An 18,383-nucleotide genomic window follows, 5' to 3' on the forward strand; every position below is an offset into this window, starting at 1 on the left:
AGCACCCCCGCGGAGGAGAACGAGCGTTGAGCAGCAAGAAGACCGGCGGTCATCCGGCGCGAGCCGGCCAGGCGGAGGACGCGCGCGAGGCGCGGCGGGCGAAGGCCGCCGCGCTGCGCCAGCGCGAGCTCGCCCGTGAGCGCAGCCGGCGGGTGCTGCTCATCAGCATCGCCGTCGTCGTGGTGCTGGCCCTCGTGGCCGTCGTCGTGGTGGTCATCGACCGTTCGCGCAAGGACGACGTCGCGGCCGGGACGGGAACGCCCCCCGGGGTGACCGCCGCCGACGGCGGGTACGTCCTGCCGGGGACCCCGGCCGCCGGGGCGCCGACGCTGGACATCTGGCTCGACTACCAGTGCCCCATCTGCAAGCAGTTCGAGGACGTCAGCGGGACGGTCTACCCGCAGCTGGCCGCGGACGGCAAGGCGAAGGTCGTCGTGCACACCCTGAGCTTCCTCGACGACAACCTCGGCAACGACGCCTCCGAGCGCGCCGCCGAGGGCGCTGCCGCCGCTGCGGTGCAGGGCAAGTTCGTCGAGTACACGCAGCAGGTCTTCGCGAACCAGCCCGAGCAGGAGGGCACCGGCTACACCGACGACCAGCTCGAGCAGTTCGCCAAGGACGCAGGGGTGGCCGACGTGGCGACGTGGCGCCAGCAGCTCGACGACCACACCTGGCAGGGCTTCGTGCGCCGGGTGCAGGGCGCCATGGACGACCAGGGCGTGTCCGGCACCCCGACGGTGATCGTCACCGCCCCCGACGGGACCAAGAAGAACATCTCGCAGACGACCCAGAACGGTGGCGACGGCAGCATGGGCCAGCTGCTGGGGTCGAACGGCGCGGCCTTCCTGACCGACGCCGTCGCCGCGGCGACCCAGACGCCGTGACCGCAGCCGTCGCGGCCTCCGTCGCCGCCGCCATCCCGAGCCCGACGGTCGCCGTCTGGCACCTCGGTCCCGTCCCGGTCCGGGCGTACGCGCTGTGCATCGTGCTCGGCATCGTGCTCGGCGTCGTCATCGCCGAGCGCCGCTGGCGGGCCAAGGGCGGGCGCGAGGACTTCATCCTCGACGTCGCCGTCTGGGCCGTGCCGCTCGGCGTCGTGGGCGCCCGGCTGTACCACGTGGTCACCTCGCCCCAGGCCTACTTCGGTGCGGGCGGCGACCCCGTCCGCGCGCTCTACGTCTGGGAGGGCGGGCTCGGGATCTGGGGCGCCATCGCCGGCGGCGCGCTGGGCGCGTGGATCGCCTGCCGCCGCGGCGGCTACCGCTTCCTGCCGCTGGCCGACGCCATGGCTCCGGGTCTTCTCGTCGCGCAGGCGGCGGGCCGCTGGGGCAACTGGTTCAACAACGAGCTGTACGGGCGGGCGACGGACGTCCCCTGGGCGCTGACCGTGCACCGCTGGGACGAGTCGACGGGCCGCGCCGTCCTGGACGCGCAGGGCAACCCGGAGGTGCTGGGCACCTTCCATCCGACGTTCCTCTACGAGTCGCTGTGGTGCCTGCTCGTCGCGGCCGTCATCGTCCTCGCCGACCGCCGCTGGTCGCTGCGCCACGGCCAGGCCTTCTTCGCCTACGTCGCGCTCTACTGCCTGGGGCGCTCGGTCTTCGAGGCGCTGCGCATCGACGACGCCAACCACTTCCTGGGTCTGCGCGTCAACCAGTGGGTCGCGGGCATCGTCTTCCTCATCGCACTCACAGCCTTCGTCCGCTCACGCAGGGTCAACGGTGGTCGGGCGGAGGTGCTGGAGCGGGTAGATTCCTCGCAGTCGCCGCCGGCCACCAGCCCGGACGACGACGCCGCGAACCAGCCCGGTGGGCCCACCGTCACCGCCCGAGCTGATCGCCCCTCACCGGACCGCGACCCGCGGCCGGACGCGCGGGAGTCGTGACCGAACCTCGACCCCGGTGTGATGGTCCAGTGCACGTGAGCACGGCACCACGCGCGTTACAGTGAGGTGAACGTGGGCCAGCGCCGCCCCCCGTTCGTGGTGCGCGCCCCCCAGGCGCGAGCCTCATCTCGAAGAGACTGACCCGGCTCACCGAGATCCGCCCGCCCGGGCGACCCTCGAGGAGACCCGTCGAGAGACCCCCTGTCCACCGAGGTCCTGGACCTCTCTCTTCAGGACGGTGCACTGCATGTCGCCTCACACGTCCACCCACACGGCGTCGCACCTCGGCCAGCAGGTCCGCCCGCTGCCCTTCACGAGCTTCCCGGACAACGCCGGGCTGTACGACCGCGCGAACGAGAAGGACGCCTGCGGCGTGGCCTTCGTCGCGACCATGCGCGGCGAAGCAGGTCACGACATCGTCGAGCACGCGCTGACCGCCCTGCGCAACCTCGACCACCGCGGAGCCGTCGGCGCCGAGGCCAACACCGGTGACGGTGCGGGCATCCTCACCCAGGTCCCCGACGAGTTCCTGCGCGCCGTCATGGCCGAGCAGGGCGTCGAGCTGCCCGCCAAGGGCGCCTACGCCGTCGGCAACGCCTTCCTGCCCGTCGACGAGGCCGAGCGTGCCGAGGCCGTCGCCCGCATCGAGGAGATCGCCGAGGCCGAGGGCCTCGACGTCCTCGGCTGGCGCGACGTCCCCGTGACCGCGGACCTCGTGGGCCAGCAGGCCCGCGCCTGCATGCCGTTCTTCGCCCAGCTCTTCGTCGCCACCCGCACCGACGGGCTGCGTCCGCTGGAGACCGGCGTCGACCTGGACCGCCGGGTGTACGCGCTGCGCAAGCTCGCCGAGCGCGACCTGGGCGTCTACTTCCCCTCGCTGTCGGCGCGGACGATGGTCTACAAGGGCATGCTCACCACCGGGCAGCTCGAGCCGTTCTTCCCGGACCTGTCCGACCGCCGGTACACCTCCGAGCTCGGCCTGGTCCACTCGCGCTTCTCGACGAACACGTTCCCGAGCTGGCCGCTGGCCCACCCGTTCCGCACCATCGCCCACAACGGCGAGATCAACACGGTCAAGGGCAACCGCAACTGGACCGCCGCGCGCGAGTCGACGATGAGCACCCCGCTCATCCCCGGTGACGTGCAGCGCCTGGGCCCCATCTGCGCCACCGAGGGCTCCGACTCGGCCTCGTTCGACGAGGTCCTCGAGCTGCTCCACCTCGCCGGCCGCTCGCTGCCGCACGCGGTGCTGATGATGATCCCCGAGGCGTGGGAGAACAACACGGAGATGGACCCGGCCCGCCGGGCCTTCTACGAGTTCCACTCCATGTTCTCCGAGCCGTGGGACGGCCCGGCCAACCTGACGTTCACCGACGGCACCGTCATCGGCGGCGTCCTGGACCGCAACGGCCTGCGTCCCTCGCGCTACTGGGTCACCGACGACGGCCTCGTCGTCCTGGCCTCGGAGACCGGTGTCCTGGAGCTGGACCCGTCCTCGATCGTCGCCCGCGGCCGCGTCGCGCCGGGGAAGATGTTCCTCGTCGACACGGCCAAGGGCCGCATCGTCGACGACGAGGAGGTCAAGGCCGAGCTCGCCGCCGCGCAGCCGTACGCGGAGTGGCTGAAGAACGTTGTCCGGCTGCCCGACCTGCCGCCGCGCGAGCACATCGTGCACAGCCACGCCTCGGTCACCCGTCGTCAGCAGACCTTCGGCTACACCGAGGAGGAGCTGCGGCTCATCCTCGCGCCGATGGCGCGCGCCGGCGCCGAGCCGATCGGCTCCATGGGGTCGGACACGCCGCTGGCCGTGCTGAGCACGCGCCCGCGGATGCTCTTCGACTACTTCACCCAGCTCTTCGCCCAGGTGACCAACCCGCCGCTGGACGCGATCCGCGAGGAGCTCGTCACCTCGCTCATCACGACGACGGGCCCGCAGCAGAACGCGCTGTCGGAGTCGGCGGCGCACTGCCACCAGCTCGTCATGCCCTTCCCGGTCATCGACAACGACGAGCTCGCCAAGATCGTCCACATCGACCGCGACCGCCGGAACCCGGGCCGCACGACGCTCGTCGTCAAGGGTCTGTACCGCGTCGCGGGCGGGGGAGCCGAGCTGGCCCGCCGCATCGAGGAGATCCGCGGGGAGGTCTCCCGGGCCATCGCCGACGGCGCCGTCTTCGTCGTGCTCTCCGACCGCGACTCCAACGCCGAGTACGCGCCGATCCCGTCGCTGCTGCTGACCTCGGCCGTCCACCACCACCTGGTGCGCCAGAAGCTGCGCACCCAGGTCGGCCTGGTCGTCGAGGCCGGCGACGTGCGCGAGGTGCACCACGTCGCGCTGCTCATCGGCTACGGCGCGGCCGCGATCAACCCGTACCTGGCCATGGAGACGGTCGAGGACCTCGTCCGCCACCAGGTCATCACGACGGTCGACGCGCAGACCGCGGTGAAGAACCTCATCAAGGCGCTCGGCAAGGGCGTCCTGAAGGTCATGTCCAAGATGGGCATCTCGACCGTCGCGTCGTACCGCGGTGCTCAGGTGTTCGAGGCCCTCGGCCTGTCGCAGACCCTCGTCGACGAGTACTTCACGGCCACGACCTCCCGCCTCGGCGGCGTCGGGCTCGACGTCCTCGCCGAGGAGGTCGCGCAGCGCCACCGCCTGGCCTACCCCGTGGAGGGGCAGGAGCGCGCCCACCGCACGCTCGAGACGGGCGGGGAGTACCAGTGGCGCCGCGAGGGGGAGCCGCACCTGTTCGACCCCGAGACGGTCTTCCAGCTGCAGCACTCCACGCGTTCGCGCAACGAGGCCCTCTTCCGCAAGTACACCTCCCGCGTGGACGAGCAGTCCGAGCGCCTCATGACGCTGCGCGGTCTCCTGCAGCTGAAGAAGGGCACCCGCGAGCCGGTCGACGTCGACGAGGTCGAACCCGTCAGCGAGATCGTCAAGCGGTTCTCCACCGGCGCGATGAGCTACGGCTCCATCTCGCAGGAGGCCCACGAGGTCCTCGCGATCGCGATGAACCGCCTCGGCGGCCGCTCGAACTCCGGGGAGGGCGGCGAGGACGTCGAGCGTCTCTACGACCCCGAGCGCACCTCGAAGGTCAAGCAGATCGCCTCGGGCCGCTTCGGCGTCACGAGCAACTACCTGACCTCGGCCACCGACCTGCAGATCAAGGTCGCCCAGGGCGCCAAGCCCGGTGAGGGCGGCCAGCTGCCGGGCCACAAGGTGTACCCGAACATCGCCAAGACGCGGCACTCCACGCCGGGCGTGGGGCTCATCTCGCCGCCGCCGCACCACGACATCTACTCGATCGAGGACATCGCCCAGCTCATCCACGACCTCAAGAACGCGAACCCGGCCGCCCGGGTCCACGTCAAGCTGGTCTCGGAGGTCGGGGTCGGCACGGTCGCGACGGGTGTGTCGAAGGCCAAGGCCGACGTCGTCCTCATCTCCGGGGCCGACGGCGGGACGGGTGCCGCGCCGCTGACGAGCCTGAAGCACGCCGGCGGTCCCTGGGAGCTCGGCCTGGCCGAGACCCAGCAGACCCTCGTCGTCAACGGGCTGCGCGACCGCATCACCGTGCAGGTCGACGGGCAGTTCAAGACGGGTCGCGACGTCGTCATCGCCGCGCTGCTCGGTGCGGAGGAGTTCGGCTTCGCCACCGCCCCGCTCGTCGTCTCGGGCTGCATCATGATGCGCGTCTGCCAGCTCGACACCTGCCCCGTCGGGGTCGCGACGCAGAACCCCGAGCTGCGCGCCCGGTTCACGGGCCAGGCCGAGTACGTCGTGAACTTCTTCGAGTTCGTGGCGCAGGAGGTCCGCGAGCTGCTGGCCTCGCTCGGCTTCCGCTCGGTCGAGGAGGCCGTCGGGCACGTCGAGGTCCTCGACACCCGCCGCGCCGTCGCGCACTGGAAGGCGTCGGGGCTGGACCTCGCGCCGGTGCTGCACGCCCCGAAGGGCCCGGAGGGCTCGACGCTGCACCGCTCGACGACGCAGGACCACGGGCTGGAGAAGGCCCTGGACCACGTCCTCATCGAGCGCGCGGCCGACGCCCTCGTCAGCGGCACCCCGGTGCGCATCGAGCTGCCCGTCCGCAACGTCAACCGCACGGTCGGCACGTTGCTCGGCCACGAGCTGACCAAGAAGTGGGGCGAGGAGGGCCTTCCCGACGGCACGGTCGACGTCACCCTCACCGGGTCCGCCGGCCAGTCGTTCGGCGCGTTCCTGCCCCGCGGCATCACGCTGCGGTTGTTCGGCGACGCCAACGACTACGTCGGCAAGGGCCTGTCCGGCGGCACCGTCGTCGTGCGGCCCGACACCGCGTCGGGTTCGCGGGACCGGGACATCGTGGCGGGCAACGTCATCGCCTACGGCGCGACGAGCGGGAAGCTGTTCCTGCGCGGTGAGGTGGGGGAGCGGTTCTGCGTCCGCAACTCCGGCGCCACCGCTGTCGTCGAGGGGGTGGGCGACCACGCGCTGGAGTACATGACCGGTGGTGAGGTCGTCGTCCTCGGCCGCGTCGGCCGCAACGTCGCCGCGGGCATGTCCGGCGGGTTCGCCCACGTGCTCGACCTCAAGGAGTCGCGCGTGAACCGCGACATGGTCGACGTCGTCCCGCTCGACGACGACAACGCCGCGAGGGTCCACGACCTCCTCGTGGAGCACCGCGACAACACCGACTCCACCGTCGCCGCGAAGCTGCTCTCCGACTGGGGGGCTGCGCGGCAGCGCTTCTCGACGATCGTCCCGCGGGACTACGCCCGCGTGCTCGAGGTCCGGGCCAAGGCCGTCTCCGACGGTCTGGAACCGGACTCCGACGCCGTGCTCACCCGCATCATGGAGGCTTCGCATGGTTGACCCCCGGGGGTTCCTCAAGGTCCGTGAGCGGGAGCTCCCGCCGCGCCGCCCCGTCCCGCTGCGCCTGATGGACTGGCGCGAGGTGTACGAGAAGCAGGACCAGCAGCAGTTGCAGCGCCAGGCCGGCCGCTGCATGGACTGCGGCATCCCGTTCTGCCACAACGCGTGTCCGCTGGGGAACCTCATCCCCGAGTGGAACGACCTCGTCAGCCGCGGGGACATGCGCGCGGCGATCGAGCGCCTGCACGCGACGAACAACTTCCCGGAGTTCACCGGGAAGCTGTGCCCCGCGCCGTGCGAGTCGGCGTGCGTGCTCGGCATCAACCAGCCGCCGGTGACCATCAAGCAGGTCGAGGTGATGATCGCCGAGAACGCCGCCGAGGCCGGCTGGATCACCCCGCAGGTGCCCGAGCGCCTCACGGGCAAGACGGTCGCCGTCGTGGGCTCCGGCCCCGCCGGTCTCGCGGCCGCCCAGCAGCTGACCCGGTCCGGGCACACCGTCGTCGTCTACGAACGGGACGACGCCATCGGTGGCCTCATGCGGTACGGGATCCCCGAGTTCAAGATGGAGCGCTCGGTCCTGGACCGCCGCCTCGCGCAGATGGAGGCCGAGGGCACCCGCTTCCGGGCCGGCGTGGACATCGGCGTGGACATCACCGGCGAGCAGCTGCGGGAGCGCTTCGACGCTGTCGTCGTCGCCACCGGCGCCACCCAGTGGCGCGAGGTGGACCTGCCCGGTCGCGACCTGGCCGGCATCCACCAGGCGATGGAGTACCTGCCCCCGACGAACCGCGTCGCCGTGGGCCAGGAGCCCCCGGCGACCTACATCGATGCGAACGGCCTCGACGTCGTCGTCATCGGCGGTGGCGACACCGGGTCGGACTGCTACGGCACCGCGCTGCGCCAGGGTGCGCGGTCGGTCACCCAGCTCGACATCTACCCGATGGCACCGGAGGACCGGGCCGAGCACGAGCCCTGGCCCACCATGCCCAAGGTGTTCTCGGTGTCCTCCTCCCACGAGGAGGGCGGTGAGCGGAAGTTCTCCGCCTCCACCCGGGCGTTCGTGGGCGAGGACGGCAAGGTCACGGGCCTGCGGCTCGTGGAGGTCACCAAGGTCGACGGCGTGTGGACCCCCGTGGAGGGGACCGAGCACGACCTGCCCGCCCAGCTCGTGCTGCTGGCGATCGGCTTCGCCGGTCCCGAGCACGGCGGCATCGTCGGGCAGCTCGGCCTCGAGGCCGACGCCCGGACGCGCTTCACCCGCACGCCGGGCTACGCGACGTCGACGCCGGGCGTGTACGTGGCCGGCGACGCCGGACGCGGCCAGTCGCTCATCGTGTGGGCCATCGCCGAGGGCCGCGCCTGTGCGGCCGCCGTCGACGAGTTCCTCATGGGGGACACGGCGCTGCCATCGCCCATCCGGGCCGACGCGGTGCCGCTGACCGCCTGACCTCGTCGGGTACGCGGGCACAGCACGCACGAGGGGGTGGGCACCGGCCGGTGCCCACCCCCTCGTGCGTCCGCCCGTCCTACCAGCGGGCGACCTCGTCGCGGTCGTACGTCCAGACGGCCTCGTCCGACAGCACCGTGACGTCGGCGCCGTGCCCGGCCAGCCCCCGCGCCGACGCGGCCGCCGTCACGCGCCCCAGGGCGTGCCGCGCGGCCCCCTCGGCGTCCAGGCCGTCGCCGTCGACGCTGATGACGACGTCGTGCTCGGGAGCCTCGGCACCGGTCAGTGCCCGTTCGACGCGGGGGTGGGCCGCGTGCAGGTCTGCGAGCAGCCCGGCCAGCGCGTCCGGCGGCCACTCGCCCACGTCGTGCAGGCGCACGTAGACGGCGTACTCGTGGTCGAGGGACTCCTGGGCGAGGTCGTCGATCTCGCGCTCGAAGTCGAGGTCCTCCGCGGGGGGCCGGGCCCCGTCGTGCTGGGGTTCGTGCGTGCTCACCGGGTCATCACGTGGTCATGGTGGTGCGGGCGGCGGGGCCGCGCACGTCGGCGTCACCCGTCCGCGGGGGTGTCGCGGGTGACGATCCGGTGTCCGTCCGGAGTCCGGCGCGCCCCACGCGCCGATCACCACCGGCGGCGCAATAGGGTCGGGGCATGCGCAGAGCGAAGATCGTCTGCACCCTCGGGCCCGCTGTGGCCGGTCCCGAAGGGTTGCGGTCACTGGTGGACGCCGGGATGGACGTCGCCCGGATGAACTTGAGCCACGGCTCGCACGACGACCACCGGGCGAACTTCGAGGGGGTGCGCGCCGCCGCCGAGGCCACCGGGCGGTCCGTCGCCATCCTCGCCGACCTCCAGGGTCCGAAGATCCGCCTCGGGAAGTTCGCCGACGGCCCGCACGCCCTCGCGGTGGGTGACGTCTTCACGATCACCACCGAGGACGTCGTCGGCACGAAGGACGTCTCCTCCACGACGTACAAGGGCCTGACGGGCGACGTCGCGGTGGGCGACCGGATCCTCATCGACGACGGCAAGGTCGGCCTCGAGGTCACCGCCGTCGACGGCCCCCGCGTGGTCACGAAGGTGACCGTGCCCGGGCCGGTCAGCAACAACAAGGGCATCAACCTCCCCGGCGTGGCTGTGAGCGTCCCGGCGCTGTCCGAGAAGGACGTCGAGGACCTCCGCTTCGCCCTCCGCCTCGGCGTCGACATGGTGGCCCTGTCCTTCGTGCGCTCCGCGGCCGACGCCGACGACGTGCACAAGATCATGGACGAGGAGGGCGTCACCGTCCCCGTCATCGCCAAGGTCGAGAAGCCGCAGGCCGTCGAGAACCTCCGCGAGGTCGTCGCGGCCTTCGACGGGATCATGGTCGCCCGCGGTGACCTGGGCGTCGAGCTCCCGCTCGAGGAGGTGCCGCTCGTCCAGAAGCGCGCCATCGAGCTCGCCCGCCGCCAGGCCAAGCCCGTCATCGTGGCGACGCAGATGCTCGAGTCGATGATCACCGCGCCCCGGCCCACGCGCGCCGAGGCCTCCGACTGCGCCAACGCCGTGCTCGACGGCGCGGACGCCCTCATGCTCTCGGGCGAGACGAGCGTCGGGGCCTTCGCGTTCGAGGCGGTGCGCACCATGGCGCGCATCATCGAGAACACCGAGACGCACGGCGCGGACCGCATCGCGGCCCTCGGCACCGTGCCCCACACCAAGGGTGGCGCCATCACGCTGGCGGCCTCGGAGATCGGCAAGCAGCTCGACGCGAAGCTGCTCGTCACCTTCACCCAGTCCGGCGACTCCGCGCGCCGCCTGTCGCGGCTGCGGGCCGAGATCCCCCTGGTCGCCTTCACGGCCGAGGAGACGACGCGCCGCCGCCTGGCGCTGTCGTGGGGCGTGGACTCGCAGTACGCGGCGTTCATCTCCACCACGGACGAGATGGTCAAGGAGGTCGACCGCCGCCTGCAGGAGATGGGCCGCTGCGCCGTCGGCGACCTCGTCGTCATCGTGGCCGGTGCCCCGCCCGGGATCGTCGGCTCGACCAACGCGGTGCGCGTGCACCGCATCGGCGACGCGAGCGCCGGGGTCTCCAGCGCGTACGCCTGATCTACGGCAAGCCCCCATGAGGCCGCCGACCCGTTGCCTGGGTCGGCGGCCTTTTATTGTTCCCAGTTCCGTATTAATGCGCGAGGCAAAGAAGCTGTGGTTTTCCTTGACGAGGAGGAGTAGTGAACGACATGCTCGGCGTGCCGATCAGGCATCGTCATCGTGACAGGAGAAACATGGTCAAGCATGGCCGATTTCGGGCCCTAGTGGTGCTGGGTGGGTTAGTCGCAACGTTCAGCATCTCGACCGCGGCCCCCGCAACTGCTGAGCCGTCACCCTGCGCCGGGAAATGGGGCCGGGATGTCGGATCAGCCAACTTCGTCGGGAAGGACAAGCAGTTCTCGCGGTGGAACGCGAACTGGTGGAACTGTAGCGGCCCCGGAACTGACTACGTTCGCGCTTACCTGCAGAATGGCGACGACAGTCCCTGCATCAGCGTGAGGCCTGGCGAGGGTGGGGTACCGTACGGTTCGTCAGGATCTGTCTGGTGGACAACGGTGGATGGTCGCTGGCCTGCGAAGTTTGAGAAGTGGGTTCGATGCTGATGTCTGCAGGAGTTCGCTCGCGGCGGCCTTTCATGCCTCTGGTCGTCTTCCTGTCGGCGCTGCTTGTATTCAGCGGGCTCATAGCTGCGCGGCCAGTCAATGCGCAGGCGAGTGCGAACAAGTGCGCGGCTCTGTCGGGCTGGGGTTTCCAGGGTATCGCAGGCGAGAACATCTGCTTGCAAGTCGCTGGCTCCGGTCTTCGCGTGGACACTGTCTATGTGGATATTGCTGCGCCGATCACGAGGCCAGCGAACGTGTTCTTGAAGATCACGTTCTTCGATTACCGCGGAAATCAGTACGAGCAGTTCACTTCCCCCTTCTATCGTGGAGCGACGAGTAGGGCGACGTACCAAATCTTCCCGCACCGCAACTTCAAGACGGGACGCGTCTGCGGGGCCCTGACGATCAATGGCAGCTTGAAGGGGGGACCCTGTGCTGACATCTATCCGTGAGTCGCGACTGCGGAGCTAGCGGCTCGTTGACGCAATCCGCGGCAGATACCGCAAGGAGGCCAACGGGCCGACCGCATCCTGGGGCTTGTCCCCCGTAGTTCGCGATGCTCGGGGCCCCACAGCTGTGGCTCTGGGGCCCCACCCCACCCTGCTCGGCGGTGCCCTGGGTGGGATTCGAACCCACACTGGATCGAGTTTGAGTCGATTGCCTCTGCCGGTTGGGCTACCAGGGCGTGCGGATCACCCTACAAGGAGCGGGAGCCCCGCCGGTGCACGGCCCGGGCCACGACAGGGGGTAGTAGGCGCGGTGTGCGCGCAGACGCCCACCGACTAGGATGCCCGCGTGACGAACACTGCCGACACCACCGCCTCCTCCTCCACGACCACACGTCGGGTGGTCGTCGCGGAGGACGAGGCCATCATCCGTCTCGACATCGTCGAGATGCTCACCGAGGCCGGCTACGACGTCGTGGGCCAGGCCGGGGACGGCGAGCAGGCCGTGGCCCTCGCCGAGGAGCACAAGCCCGACCTCGTCGTCATGGACATCAAGATGCCCGTCCTCGACGGCATCTCGGCGGCCGAGCGCATCGCGAAGGCGCGCATCGCGCCCGTCGTGCTCCTCACCGCGTTCTCGCAGGCCGAGCTCGTCGAGCGCGCCCGCGACGCCGGCGCCATGGCCTACGTCGTGAAGCCGTTCACGTCGGCCGACCTGCTGCCCGCCGTGGAGATCGCGGTCAGCCGCTACCAGCAGATCATGGCGCTCGAGGACGAGGTCGCCGACCTCGCTGACCGCTTCGAGACCCGCAAGCTCGTGGACCGCGCGAAGTCGAAGCTGCAGACGCAGTTCGGCATGACCGAGCCCGAGGCGTTCCGCTGGATCCAGAAGACGTCGATGGACAAGCGCCTCACCATGCGCGAGGTCGCGAACACCGTCATCAGCGCCGGCGACGACCGCGGCTGAGCCTCACCGACTCGTCCGACGACGGCCCCGCACCTCGAGGTGCGGGGCCGTCGTCGTGTCCGTGTCCTCGCCCAGCGTGGTGAACCGGTCCATCTGCGCAGTTCCAGGGCGTCCCGGTGGCCGAAATGTGTAACGACCCGATGAACTCGTGCACCGAATCCACCCGAATGCGCCGGGCGACCCCTAGTGTTCACCACGGCTCCACCGCTCCCGGGTGGTGCTGACGGGAACGCGCGTCGTGGCGCGTGCTCTCGTGCCCTCTCCTCCAGGAGGACAAGCCCAGTGCGCTCCATCGTCAAACTCGCGGCCCCCGCTGCGGCGGCCGCCCTCCTGCTGGCCGCCTGCGGCACCACCGGTGGGGAGACCTCGTCCGGTGCGAGCTCCGGCTCCTCCGGCGGCAGCTGCCCCGAGGGCATCAGCATCGGGTTCTTCGGCGCCCTCACCGGCCCGGACGCCAACCTGGGTGTGAACATCAACAACGGCGTCAAGCTGGCCGTCGACCAGCACAACGCGAAGTCGGGGGCCTGCCAGGTCACGCTCACCCCCTACGACTCGCAGGGCGACCAGAACCAGGCGCAGGGCCTGGCGCAGAAGGCCGCGGGCAACACCAAGCTCGTGGGCATCGTCGGCCCGGCCTTCTCCGGTGAGTCCAAGGTCGCCGACAAGGTCTTCGCCGACCCTGAGGTGAACCTCGTCCACATCACCCCGTCGGCCACGAACCCGTCGCTGGCCGAGAACGGGTGGAAGACGTTCTTCCGCGTCCTGGGCAACGACGCCACGCAGGGCCCGGCCGCCGCGAAGTTCATCACCGGCACGCTGGGCAAGCAGAAGGTCTACGTCGTCGACGACTCCTCCGAGTACGGCAAGGGCCTCGCGGACATCGTCCGCAAGGACCTGGGCGCGGCGGACGTCAAGGACAACACCGTCCAGAAGGGTCAGACGGACTTCTCGGCCGTCGTCGCCGACATCCGGTCCTCGGGCGCGGACGCGGTGTTCTTCGGCGGGTACTACGCCGAGGCCGGCCTCCTGCTCAAGCAGATGCGCGACGCGGGTCTGTCCAGCGACCAGGTCGCGTTCATCAGCGACGACGGCGCCAAGGACGACGGCCTCATCACGGCCGCGGGGGCGGACGCCGCGAACGGCGCCTACGTCACCTGCCCCTGCCTGCCGCCGGACAAGGCCGAGGGCACCTTCGTCGAGGACTACACGAAGGCTGTCGGTTCCGCGCCGGCCACGTACTCGGCCGAGGGGTACGACGCCGCGACGATCCTGCTCAACGGGATCTCCGAGGGCAAGACCACGCGAGCGGACCTGCTGTCCTACGTCGCGAGCTACGACAAGCCGGGCGTGACGAAGCAGCTGAAGTTCGACGACAAGGGCGAGCCCAGTTCGGTCAGCGTCTGGGCCTACAAGGTCGACGGCGGCAAGATCGTGGCCGACCAGGAGATCAACTCCTGACGCCGTGACGGCCCCATCCGCTCGCCGCGGGTGGGGTCGTCGCACGTCCCGTCCCCGTCAGCTCACCTCACCCCGGGTGGTTCCCCCTGTCCACGTTCCTCGACCTGACCTTCACGGGTCTGGTGGTCGGCGCGATCTACGCCTTGTTCGCTCTCGGCTACACGCTCGTCTACGGCGTCCTGCGCCTCATCAACTTCGCCCACTCGGAAGTCTTCATGTGGGGCAGCTTCGGCGCCGTCTGGATGATGACGCTCCTCGGGGCGCGCCAGGGCATGAGCGTCCCCGTCGCCATCGGCTTCCTCCTGCTCGCCCTCGTCGCGGCCATGGCAGTCAGCGGTGGCGTCGCGCTCGTCGTGGAGCGCATCGCCTACCGCCGGCTGCGGGAGAAGAACGCGCCGCCGCTCGTCGCCCTCATCTCCGCCATCGGCGCGTCGTTCATGCTGTCCGAGCTCATGGGGCTGCGCGACCGCATCGCCGGCTGGCTGAACCTCGACGGCGTCCTGGCCCCCTACGTCCGGCTGGCCCGTGAGAACACCACCTTCGTCAACCCGCTGCCGAACGTCACCGTCTTCTCGGCCGGAGGGTTCGAGATCCGCAGCAACCAGCTGATCGTCCTCGTCGCCGCGATCCTGATGATGATCGCCCTCGACCAGTTCGTCTCCCGGTCCCGGCTCGGCCGCGGTGTGCGCGCCGTCTCCCAGGACCCCGAGGCGGCGGCCCTCATGGGCGTCAACCAGAAGCGGGTCGTGCAGCTGACGTTCGTCATCGGCGGTCTCATGGCCGGTGCGGCGGCCCTGCTGTACTGCATCCACATCGGGGTCACCCGGTACAACGTCGGTTTCGTCCTGGGGATCAAGGCCTTCACGGCCGCCGTCCTCGGCGGCATCGGGAACATTCGCGGTGCGCTCGTCGGGGGTCTGGTCCTTGGGCTGGCCGAGAACTACGCGACGCTGTTCGGGCTCGCCTCGTCGTGGAAGGACGTCGTCTCGTTCCTCCTCCTCGTCGTGGTCCTGCTGTTCCGCCCCACCGGCATCCTCGGTGAGTCCCTCGGGAAGGCCCGCGCATGAGCACCGACACCACGCCGGCGAAGGTCGCGGCGCGCCCGTCCTTCGCCGACCGCTGGGCTGACCTGCCCCGGCCCGTCCAGATCCTCGTCTGGGTCGCCATCGCGGTCTTCTTCTTCGTCCTGCCGCTGCTGAACCTGCCGATCGTCTCGACCCCGGACGCCGAGTTCGGCGCCGTGCTGGCCACGGTCGCGAACTACGCGCTCGTCGCGCTGGGCCTGAACATCGTGCTGGGCTACGCCGGGCTGCTGGACCTCGGCTACGTCGGCTTCTACGCCATCGGCGCGTACACGGTCGGAGTGTTCGGATCCCTGCACGGCCAGGTCAATTGGTTCGTCCTCGTCATCATGGCCGTCACGATCTCGACGGCCAGCGGTCTGCTGCTCGGGGCGCCCACGCTGCGGGTGCGGGGGGACTACCTCGCCATCGTGACCCTCGGCTTCGGCGAGATCATCCGCATCACCGCGTTGAACTCGGAGTGGCTGAACCAGGCCCGCGGCATCACGGGCATCCCGCGCCCGCCGTCCACGGAACTGTTCGGCCTGCCCAGCCTGCTGTGGGACGGGGCCACGGCCAAGGTCGACCTCGGCGAGGGTGCGCGGTCGGTGTTCCTGAAGTTCGGGCTGCTCGACGCGGTGCCGTACTACTGGCTCTCCCTCATCGTCATCATCATCGTGATCTTCGCCGACAAGCTGCTGCAGGCCAGCCGCGTCGGCCGCGCGTGGGAGGCGACCCGTGAGGACGAGGAGGCCGCCGAGCTCAACGGCGTCCCGACGTTCCGGTTCAAGCTGCTCGCCTTCGCGATGGGTGCGTTCGTCGGAGGGCTGTCGGGGGCGCTCTACGCCAGCCGCATCGGGGCGATCAACCCCGACTCGTTCATGATTCAGCTGTCGATGATGTTCCTCGCCGCGGTCGTCATCGGCGGGCAGGGCAACCGCTGGGGTGCCATCGCCGGTGGTGTCGTCGTGGCGTACCTGCCGGAGCGGTTCCGCGAGTTCGCCGACTTCCGCATCGTGGTCTTCGGCCTGCTCCTGCTGCTGCTGGCGAACTTCCGCCCGCAGGGGCTGTTGCCCCCGCGCCGGGCGCGGCGGGCCAAGCGGGCCGACGACGTGACCAAGCGACTCGAAGGGACCGAGGAGGCCGCTCGTGCCTGAACTGACCGAGGGCACCGCGGCCGCAGCTCCCCGCGAGTTCGGCCCGCCCCTGCTCACCATGGAGAACGTCACGCTGCGGTTCGGCGGGGTCGTCGCCCTCAACGACGTCTCCTTCGACATCCGCCAGGGCGAGATCCTGGGTCTCATCGGCCCCAACGGGGCCGGGAAGACCACGTGCTTCAACGCCCTCACCGGGGTGTACCAGCCGACCGAGGGGCGGGTCGTCTTCGACGGCCAGCCGCTCGGCCGTCGCAAGCGGTACCAGATCAACCGGCTCGGCATCGCCCGGACGTTCCAGAACATCCGCCTCTTCGGGAACATGACGGCGCGCGAGAACGTGCTCGTCGGAGCGGACTCGCACCACCGCTCCGGCGTCGTGAACTCGCTGTTCCGGCTGCCGCGGCACCGGCGCGAGACCCGCGAGGGGCACGCGCTGGCCGAGGAACTGCTGGAGATGATGGACCTCGGGCACCGCGGGGACGACCTGGCGCGCAACCTCTCCTACGGCGAGCAGCGCCGGCTGGAGATCGCGCGGGCCCTGGCCACGAAGCCGAAGCTGCTGTGCCTGGACGAACCCGCCGCGGGGTTCAACCCGGTGGAGAAGCAGCGCCTCATGGACCTCATCCGCAAGGTCCGCGACCTCGGCAACACCGTCCTGCTCATCGAGCACGACATGCGCCTGGTCATGGGCGTCACCGACCGCATCGTCGTGCTGGAGTTCGGCAAGAAGATCGCCGAGGGCCTGCCCGCCGACATCCGCAACGACCCGGCCGTCATCGCCGCTTACCTCGGTGTCGACGACGACCAGCTCTCCGCAGAGGACGAACAGCTGTGACGACTCCTGCAGGCACCAGCAAGGGTGCCGACCAGCTCGTGGTCACCGACCTCAGCGTCAACTACGGGCGCATCGAGGCCATCCGCAACGTGTCGTTCGCGGTGCCGCAGGGCGCGATCGCGACCCTCATCGGCGCCAACGGGGCCGGGAAGACGACGACCCTCAAGACGGTCTCGGGGCTGCGGACGGTGCGGACGGGCTCGATCGTGTTCGAGGGCGAGGACATCACCAAGGTGCCCTCGCACAAGCTCGTCACGCGCGGTCTGTGCCAGGCCCCCGAGGGTCGCGGGACCTTCGTCGGGATGACCGTCGAGGAGAACCTCGACATGGGCGCCTACACCCGCAAGGACCGCCGCACGGCGGCCTACAAGGAGGACCTCGACCGGGTCTTCTCGCTGTTCCCGCGGCTGGCGGAGCGGCGGACCCAGATCGCCGGGACGATGTCGGGCGGTGAGCAGCAGATGCTCGCCATCGGCCGCGCCCTCATGAGCCGCCCGCGGGTGCTGCTGCTCGACGAGCCGTCGATGGGGCTCGCGCCCAAGCTCATCCAGCAGATCTTCTCGATCATCGTGGAGATCAACCAGCAGGGCACCACCGTCCTGCTGGTCGAGCAGAACGCCGCCCAGGCCCTGCGCATCTCCGACGTCGCCTACGTCCTGGAGACCGGCACCGTCGTGCGCTCGGGGACGGGCGCCGAGCTCGCCGCGGACGACTCCATCCGCGCCGCCTACCTCGGCGGCGACGTCTAGCGGATCCGTCCACGGCCTCGCTGGAGGGTCGTCGTCCGACCGCTCGTGCGGCGGACGGCGGCCCTTCCGGCGTGAGGTCGAGAGGTGGCACGCTGTTGAGCATTCGCCACACCGAGTGAAGGTCACGATCCGATCGCGACGGGATCTTCCGCCCGCGGCCACGGTGCCCTAGTGTCCGGCGCAGTCGCCCTCTCGGACGAGGGGACCACCGGAGCGGGGGCCCGGTCTGCTTCGTCGTGCGCACCGTGCGGTGCGCCGCGCGGAAGGGGATCCACCCGTGGCACGACCCGCAGTCGAGGTGCGCGACGCCGGTACCGCTGACGTCGACGTCCTCATGGAGCTCTACGCCTCCGCCCGCTTCGACCAGGCCCAGCTGCGCGCCTCGGTCGAGAGCGTCCGTGCCCGCCTCGTCCGCTCCCTCGCCAGCGGGGAGGTGCGGGTCCTCCTCGCCTTCTGCGGGGCCGAGCCGGCCGGGTACGCCCTGTTGACGACCTCCCCGCTCCTGCCGCTGGGCAACTGCGCCGGCCCGAGCATCGAGCACCTGCACGTCGTGCCCGGCCTGCGGCGCCGCGGCGTCGGCCGGGCCCTGCTCCGTCGCGCCGTGCACGTCGCCGAGAGCGAGGGCGCCGACCAGATCGCCTGCACGGTGCTGCCGGGGGACCGGGACTACACCCGCTACCTGGCCCGCCTGGGCTTCGCCCCCGTCGTCGTCCGCCGCGCCGTGTCCCTCTCGGTGCTGCGCCGGCGCCTGTCCGACGGCCCGGCCGCGGCGGTCCACACGACCGACGTCGTGGCCCGGCGCCGGTCGCTGCGGGCCCGGCTGGCCCGGGCGGGCGAGGGCCTGAAGGTCCCGACCGCCAGCTGACGGACCGCTGGCGTGGGGT

Annotated in this window: 14 protein-coding genes and 1 tRNA gene; 13 read left to right on the plus strand and 2 right to left on the minus strand. The window is 70.7% G+C overall.

All coding sequences use genetic code 11. From position 1 onward, the window contains the following. The first annotated feature begins 26 nt into the window (after positions 1-26). From AB1207_RS18465 to AB1207_RS18480, 4 genes are all read left to right on the plus strand, one after another. Positions 27-884, plus strand: coding sequence for a DsbA family protein (locus AB1207_RS18465; protein ID WP_367639877.1), 858 nt, complete (start codon positions 27-29; stop codon positions 882-884). Next, positions 881-1,885, plus strand: a complete 1,005-nt coding sequence (gene lgt, locus AB1207_RS18470; protein ID WP_367639878.1) for a prolipoprotein diacylglyceryl transferase — start codon at positions 881-883, stop codon at positions 1,883-1,885. The genes AB1207_RS18465 and lgt overlap by 4 nt, the downstream gene beginning before the upstream one ends. Before the next feature lie 247 nt (positions 1,886-2,132). Further along, positions 2,133-6,740, plus strand: coding sequence for a glutamate synthase large subunit (gene gltB / locus AB1207_RS18475; RefSeq protein ID WP_367639879.1), 4,608 nt, complete (start codon positions 2,133-2,135; stop codon positions 6,738-6,740). Further along, positions 6,733-8,190, plus strand: coding sequence for a glutamate synthase subunit beta (locus AB1207_RS18480; protein WP_367639880.1), 1,458 nt, complete (start codon positions 6,733-6,735; stop codon positions 8,188-8,190). The genes gltB and AB1207_RS18480 overlap by 8 nt, the downstream gene beginning before the upstream one ends. Positions 8,191-8,269: 79 nt before the next feature. On the opposite strand, the gene AB1207_RS18485 is transcribed toward AB1207_RS18480, so the two are convergent. After that, positions 8,270-8,686 carry a hypothetical protein gene (locus tag AB1207_RS18485; protein ID WP_367639881.1) on the minus strand — a complete coding sequence of 139 codons (417 nt, stop codon included), beginning with the start codon at positions 8,684-8,686 and terminating at the stop codon, positions 8,270-8,272. Positions 8,687-8,841: 155 nt separating this feature from the next. Between AB1207_RS18485 and pyk the strand changes: the two genes are divergently transcribed. Both pyk and AB1207_RS18495 read left to right on the plus strand, forming a co-directional pair. Next, the gene (pyk, locus tag AB1207_RS18490; protein ID WP_367639882.1) at positions 8,842-10,281 is read left to right on the plus strand and encodes a pyruvate kinase; all 1,440 of its coding nucleotides are present in this window, start codon (positions 8,842-8,844) and stop codon (positions 10,279-10,281) included. 529 nt (positions 10,282-10,810) lie between these two features. Further along, positions 10,811-11,278 (plus strand): hypothetical protein, encoded by a 468-nt coding sequence (locus AB1207_RS18495; protein ID WP_367639883.1) that lies wholly within the window; start codon positions 10,811-10,813, stop codon positions 11,276-11,278. 159 nt (positions 11,279-11,437) lie between these two features. Here AB1207_RS18495 and AB1207_RS18500 read toward each other — a convergent pair. After that, a tRNA-Leu gene (locus tag AB1207_RS18500) sits at positions 11,438-11,511 on the minus strand. Between the two features lie 110 nt (positions 11,512-11,621). On the opposite strand from AB1207_RS18500, the gene AB1207_RS18505 reads away from it, so the two are divergent. The 7 genes from AB1207_RS18505 to AB1207_RS18535 all read left to right on the plus strand — a co-directional run bounded on the left by AB1207_RS18505 (position 11,622) and on the right by AB1207_RS18535 (position 18,364). Continuing rightward, entirely contained in the window at positions 11,622-12,239 is a 618-nt protein-coding gene (locus tag AB1207_RS18505) for an ANTAR domain-containing response regulator (protein ID WP_367639884.1), read from the plus strand. Positions 12,240-12,521: 282 nt separating this feature from the next. Beyond that, positions 12,522-13,697 carry a branched-chain amino acid ABC transporter substrate-binding protein gene (locus AB1207_RS18510; RefSeq protein ID WP_367639885.1) on the plus strand — a complete coding sequence of 392 codons (1,176 nt, stop codon included), beginning with the start codon at positions 12,522-12,524 and terminating at the stop codon, positions 13,695-13,697. 119 nt (positions 13,698-13,816) lie between these two features. Beyond that, positions 13,817-14,764 (plus strand): branched-chain amino acid ABC transporter permease, encoded by a 948-nt coding sequence (locus AB1207_RS18515; RefSeq protein ID WP_437178981.1) that lies wholly within the window; start codon positions 13,817-13,819, stop codon positions 14,762-14,764. Next, positions 14,761-15,915 carry a branched-chain amino acid ABC transporter permease gene (locus AB1207_RS18520; RefSeq protein WP_367639886.1) on the plus strand — a complete coding sequence of 385 codons (1,155 nt, stop codon included), beginning with the start codon at positions 14,761-14,763 and terminating at the stop codon, positions 15,913-15,915. The genes AB1207_RS18515 and AB1207_RS18520 overlap by 4 nt, the downstream gene beginning before the upstream one ends. After that, positions 15,908-16,750 (plus strand): ABC transporter ATP-binding protein, encoded by an 843-nt coding sequence (locus tag AB1207_RS18525; RefSeq protein WP_437178976.1) that lies wholly within the window; start codon positions 15,908-15,910, stop codon positions 16,748-16,750. Before AB1207_RS18520 ends, AB1207_RS18525 begins: the two co-directional genes overlap by 8 nt. After that, positions 16,747-17,499, plus strand: a complete 753-nt coding sequence (locus AB1207_RS18530) for an ABC transporter ATP-binding protein (protein ID WP_367639887.1) — start codon at positions 16,747-16,749, stop codon at positions 17,497-17,499. The genes AB1207_RS18525 and AB1207_RS18530 overlap by 4 nt, the downstream gene beginning before the upstream one ends. Before the next feature lie 277 nt (positions 17,500-17,776). Beyond that, positions 17,777-18,364, plus strand: coding sequence for a GNAT family N-acetyltransferase (locus tag AB1207_RS18535; RefSeq protein WP_367639888.1), 588 nt, complete (start codon positions 17,777-17,779; stop codon positions 18,362-18,364). Positions 18,365-18,383 lie beyond the last annotated feature (19 nt).

The sequence above is a fragment of the Kineococcus endophyticus genome, from assembly GCF_040796495.1.
In the GTDB taxonomy this organism is placed as follows: Bacteria; Actinomycetota; Actinomycetes; order Actinomycetales; family Kineococcaceae; genus Kineococcus; species Kineococcus endophyticus.

Excerpts from the sequence above, each read along its gene's own strand:
- gltB (WP_367639879.1), top strand. The coding sequence starts at position 2,133 with ATGTCGCCTCACACGTCCACCCACACGGCGTCGCACCTCGGCCAGCAG.
- AB1207_RS18480 (WP_367639880.1), top strand. The coding sequence starts at position 6,733 with ATGGTTGACCCCCGGGGGTTCCTCAAGGTCCGTGAGCGGGAGCTCCCG.
- pyk (WP_367639882.1), top strand. The coding sequence starts at position 8,842 with ATGCGCAGAGCGAAGATCGTCTGCACCCTCGGGCCCGCTGTGGCCGGT.
- AB1207_RS18520 (WP_367639886.1), top strand. The coding sequence starts at position 14,761 with ATGAGCACCGACACCACGCCGGCGAAGGTCGCGGCGCGCCCGTCCTTC.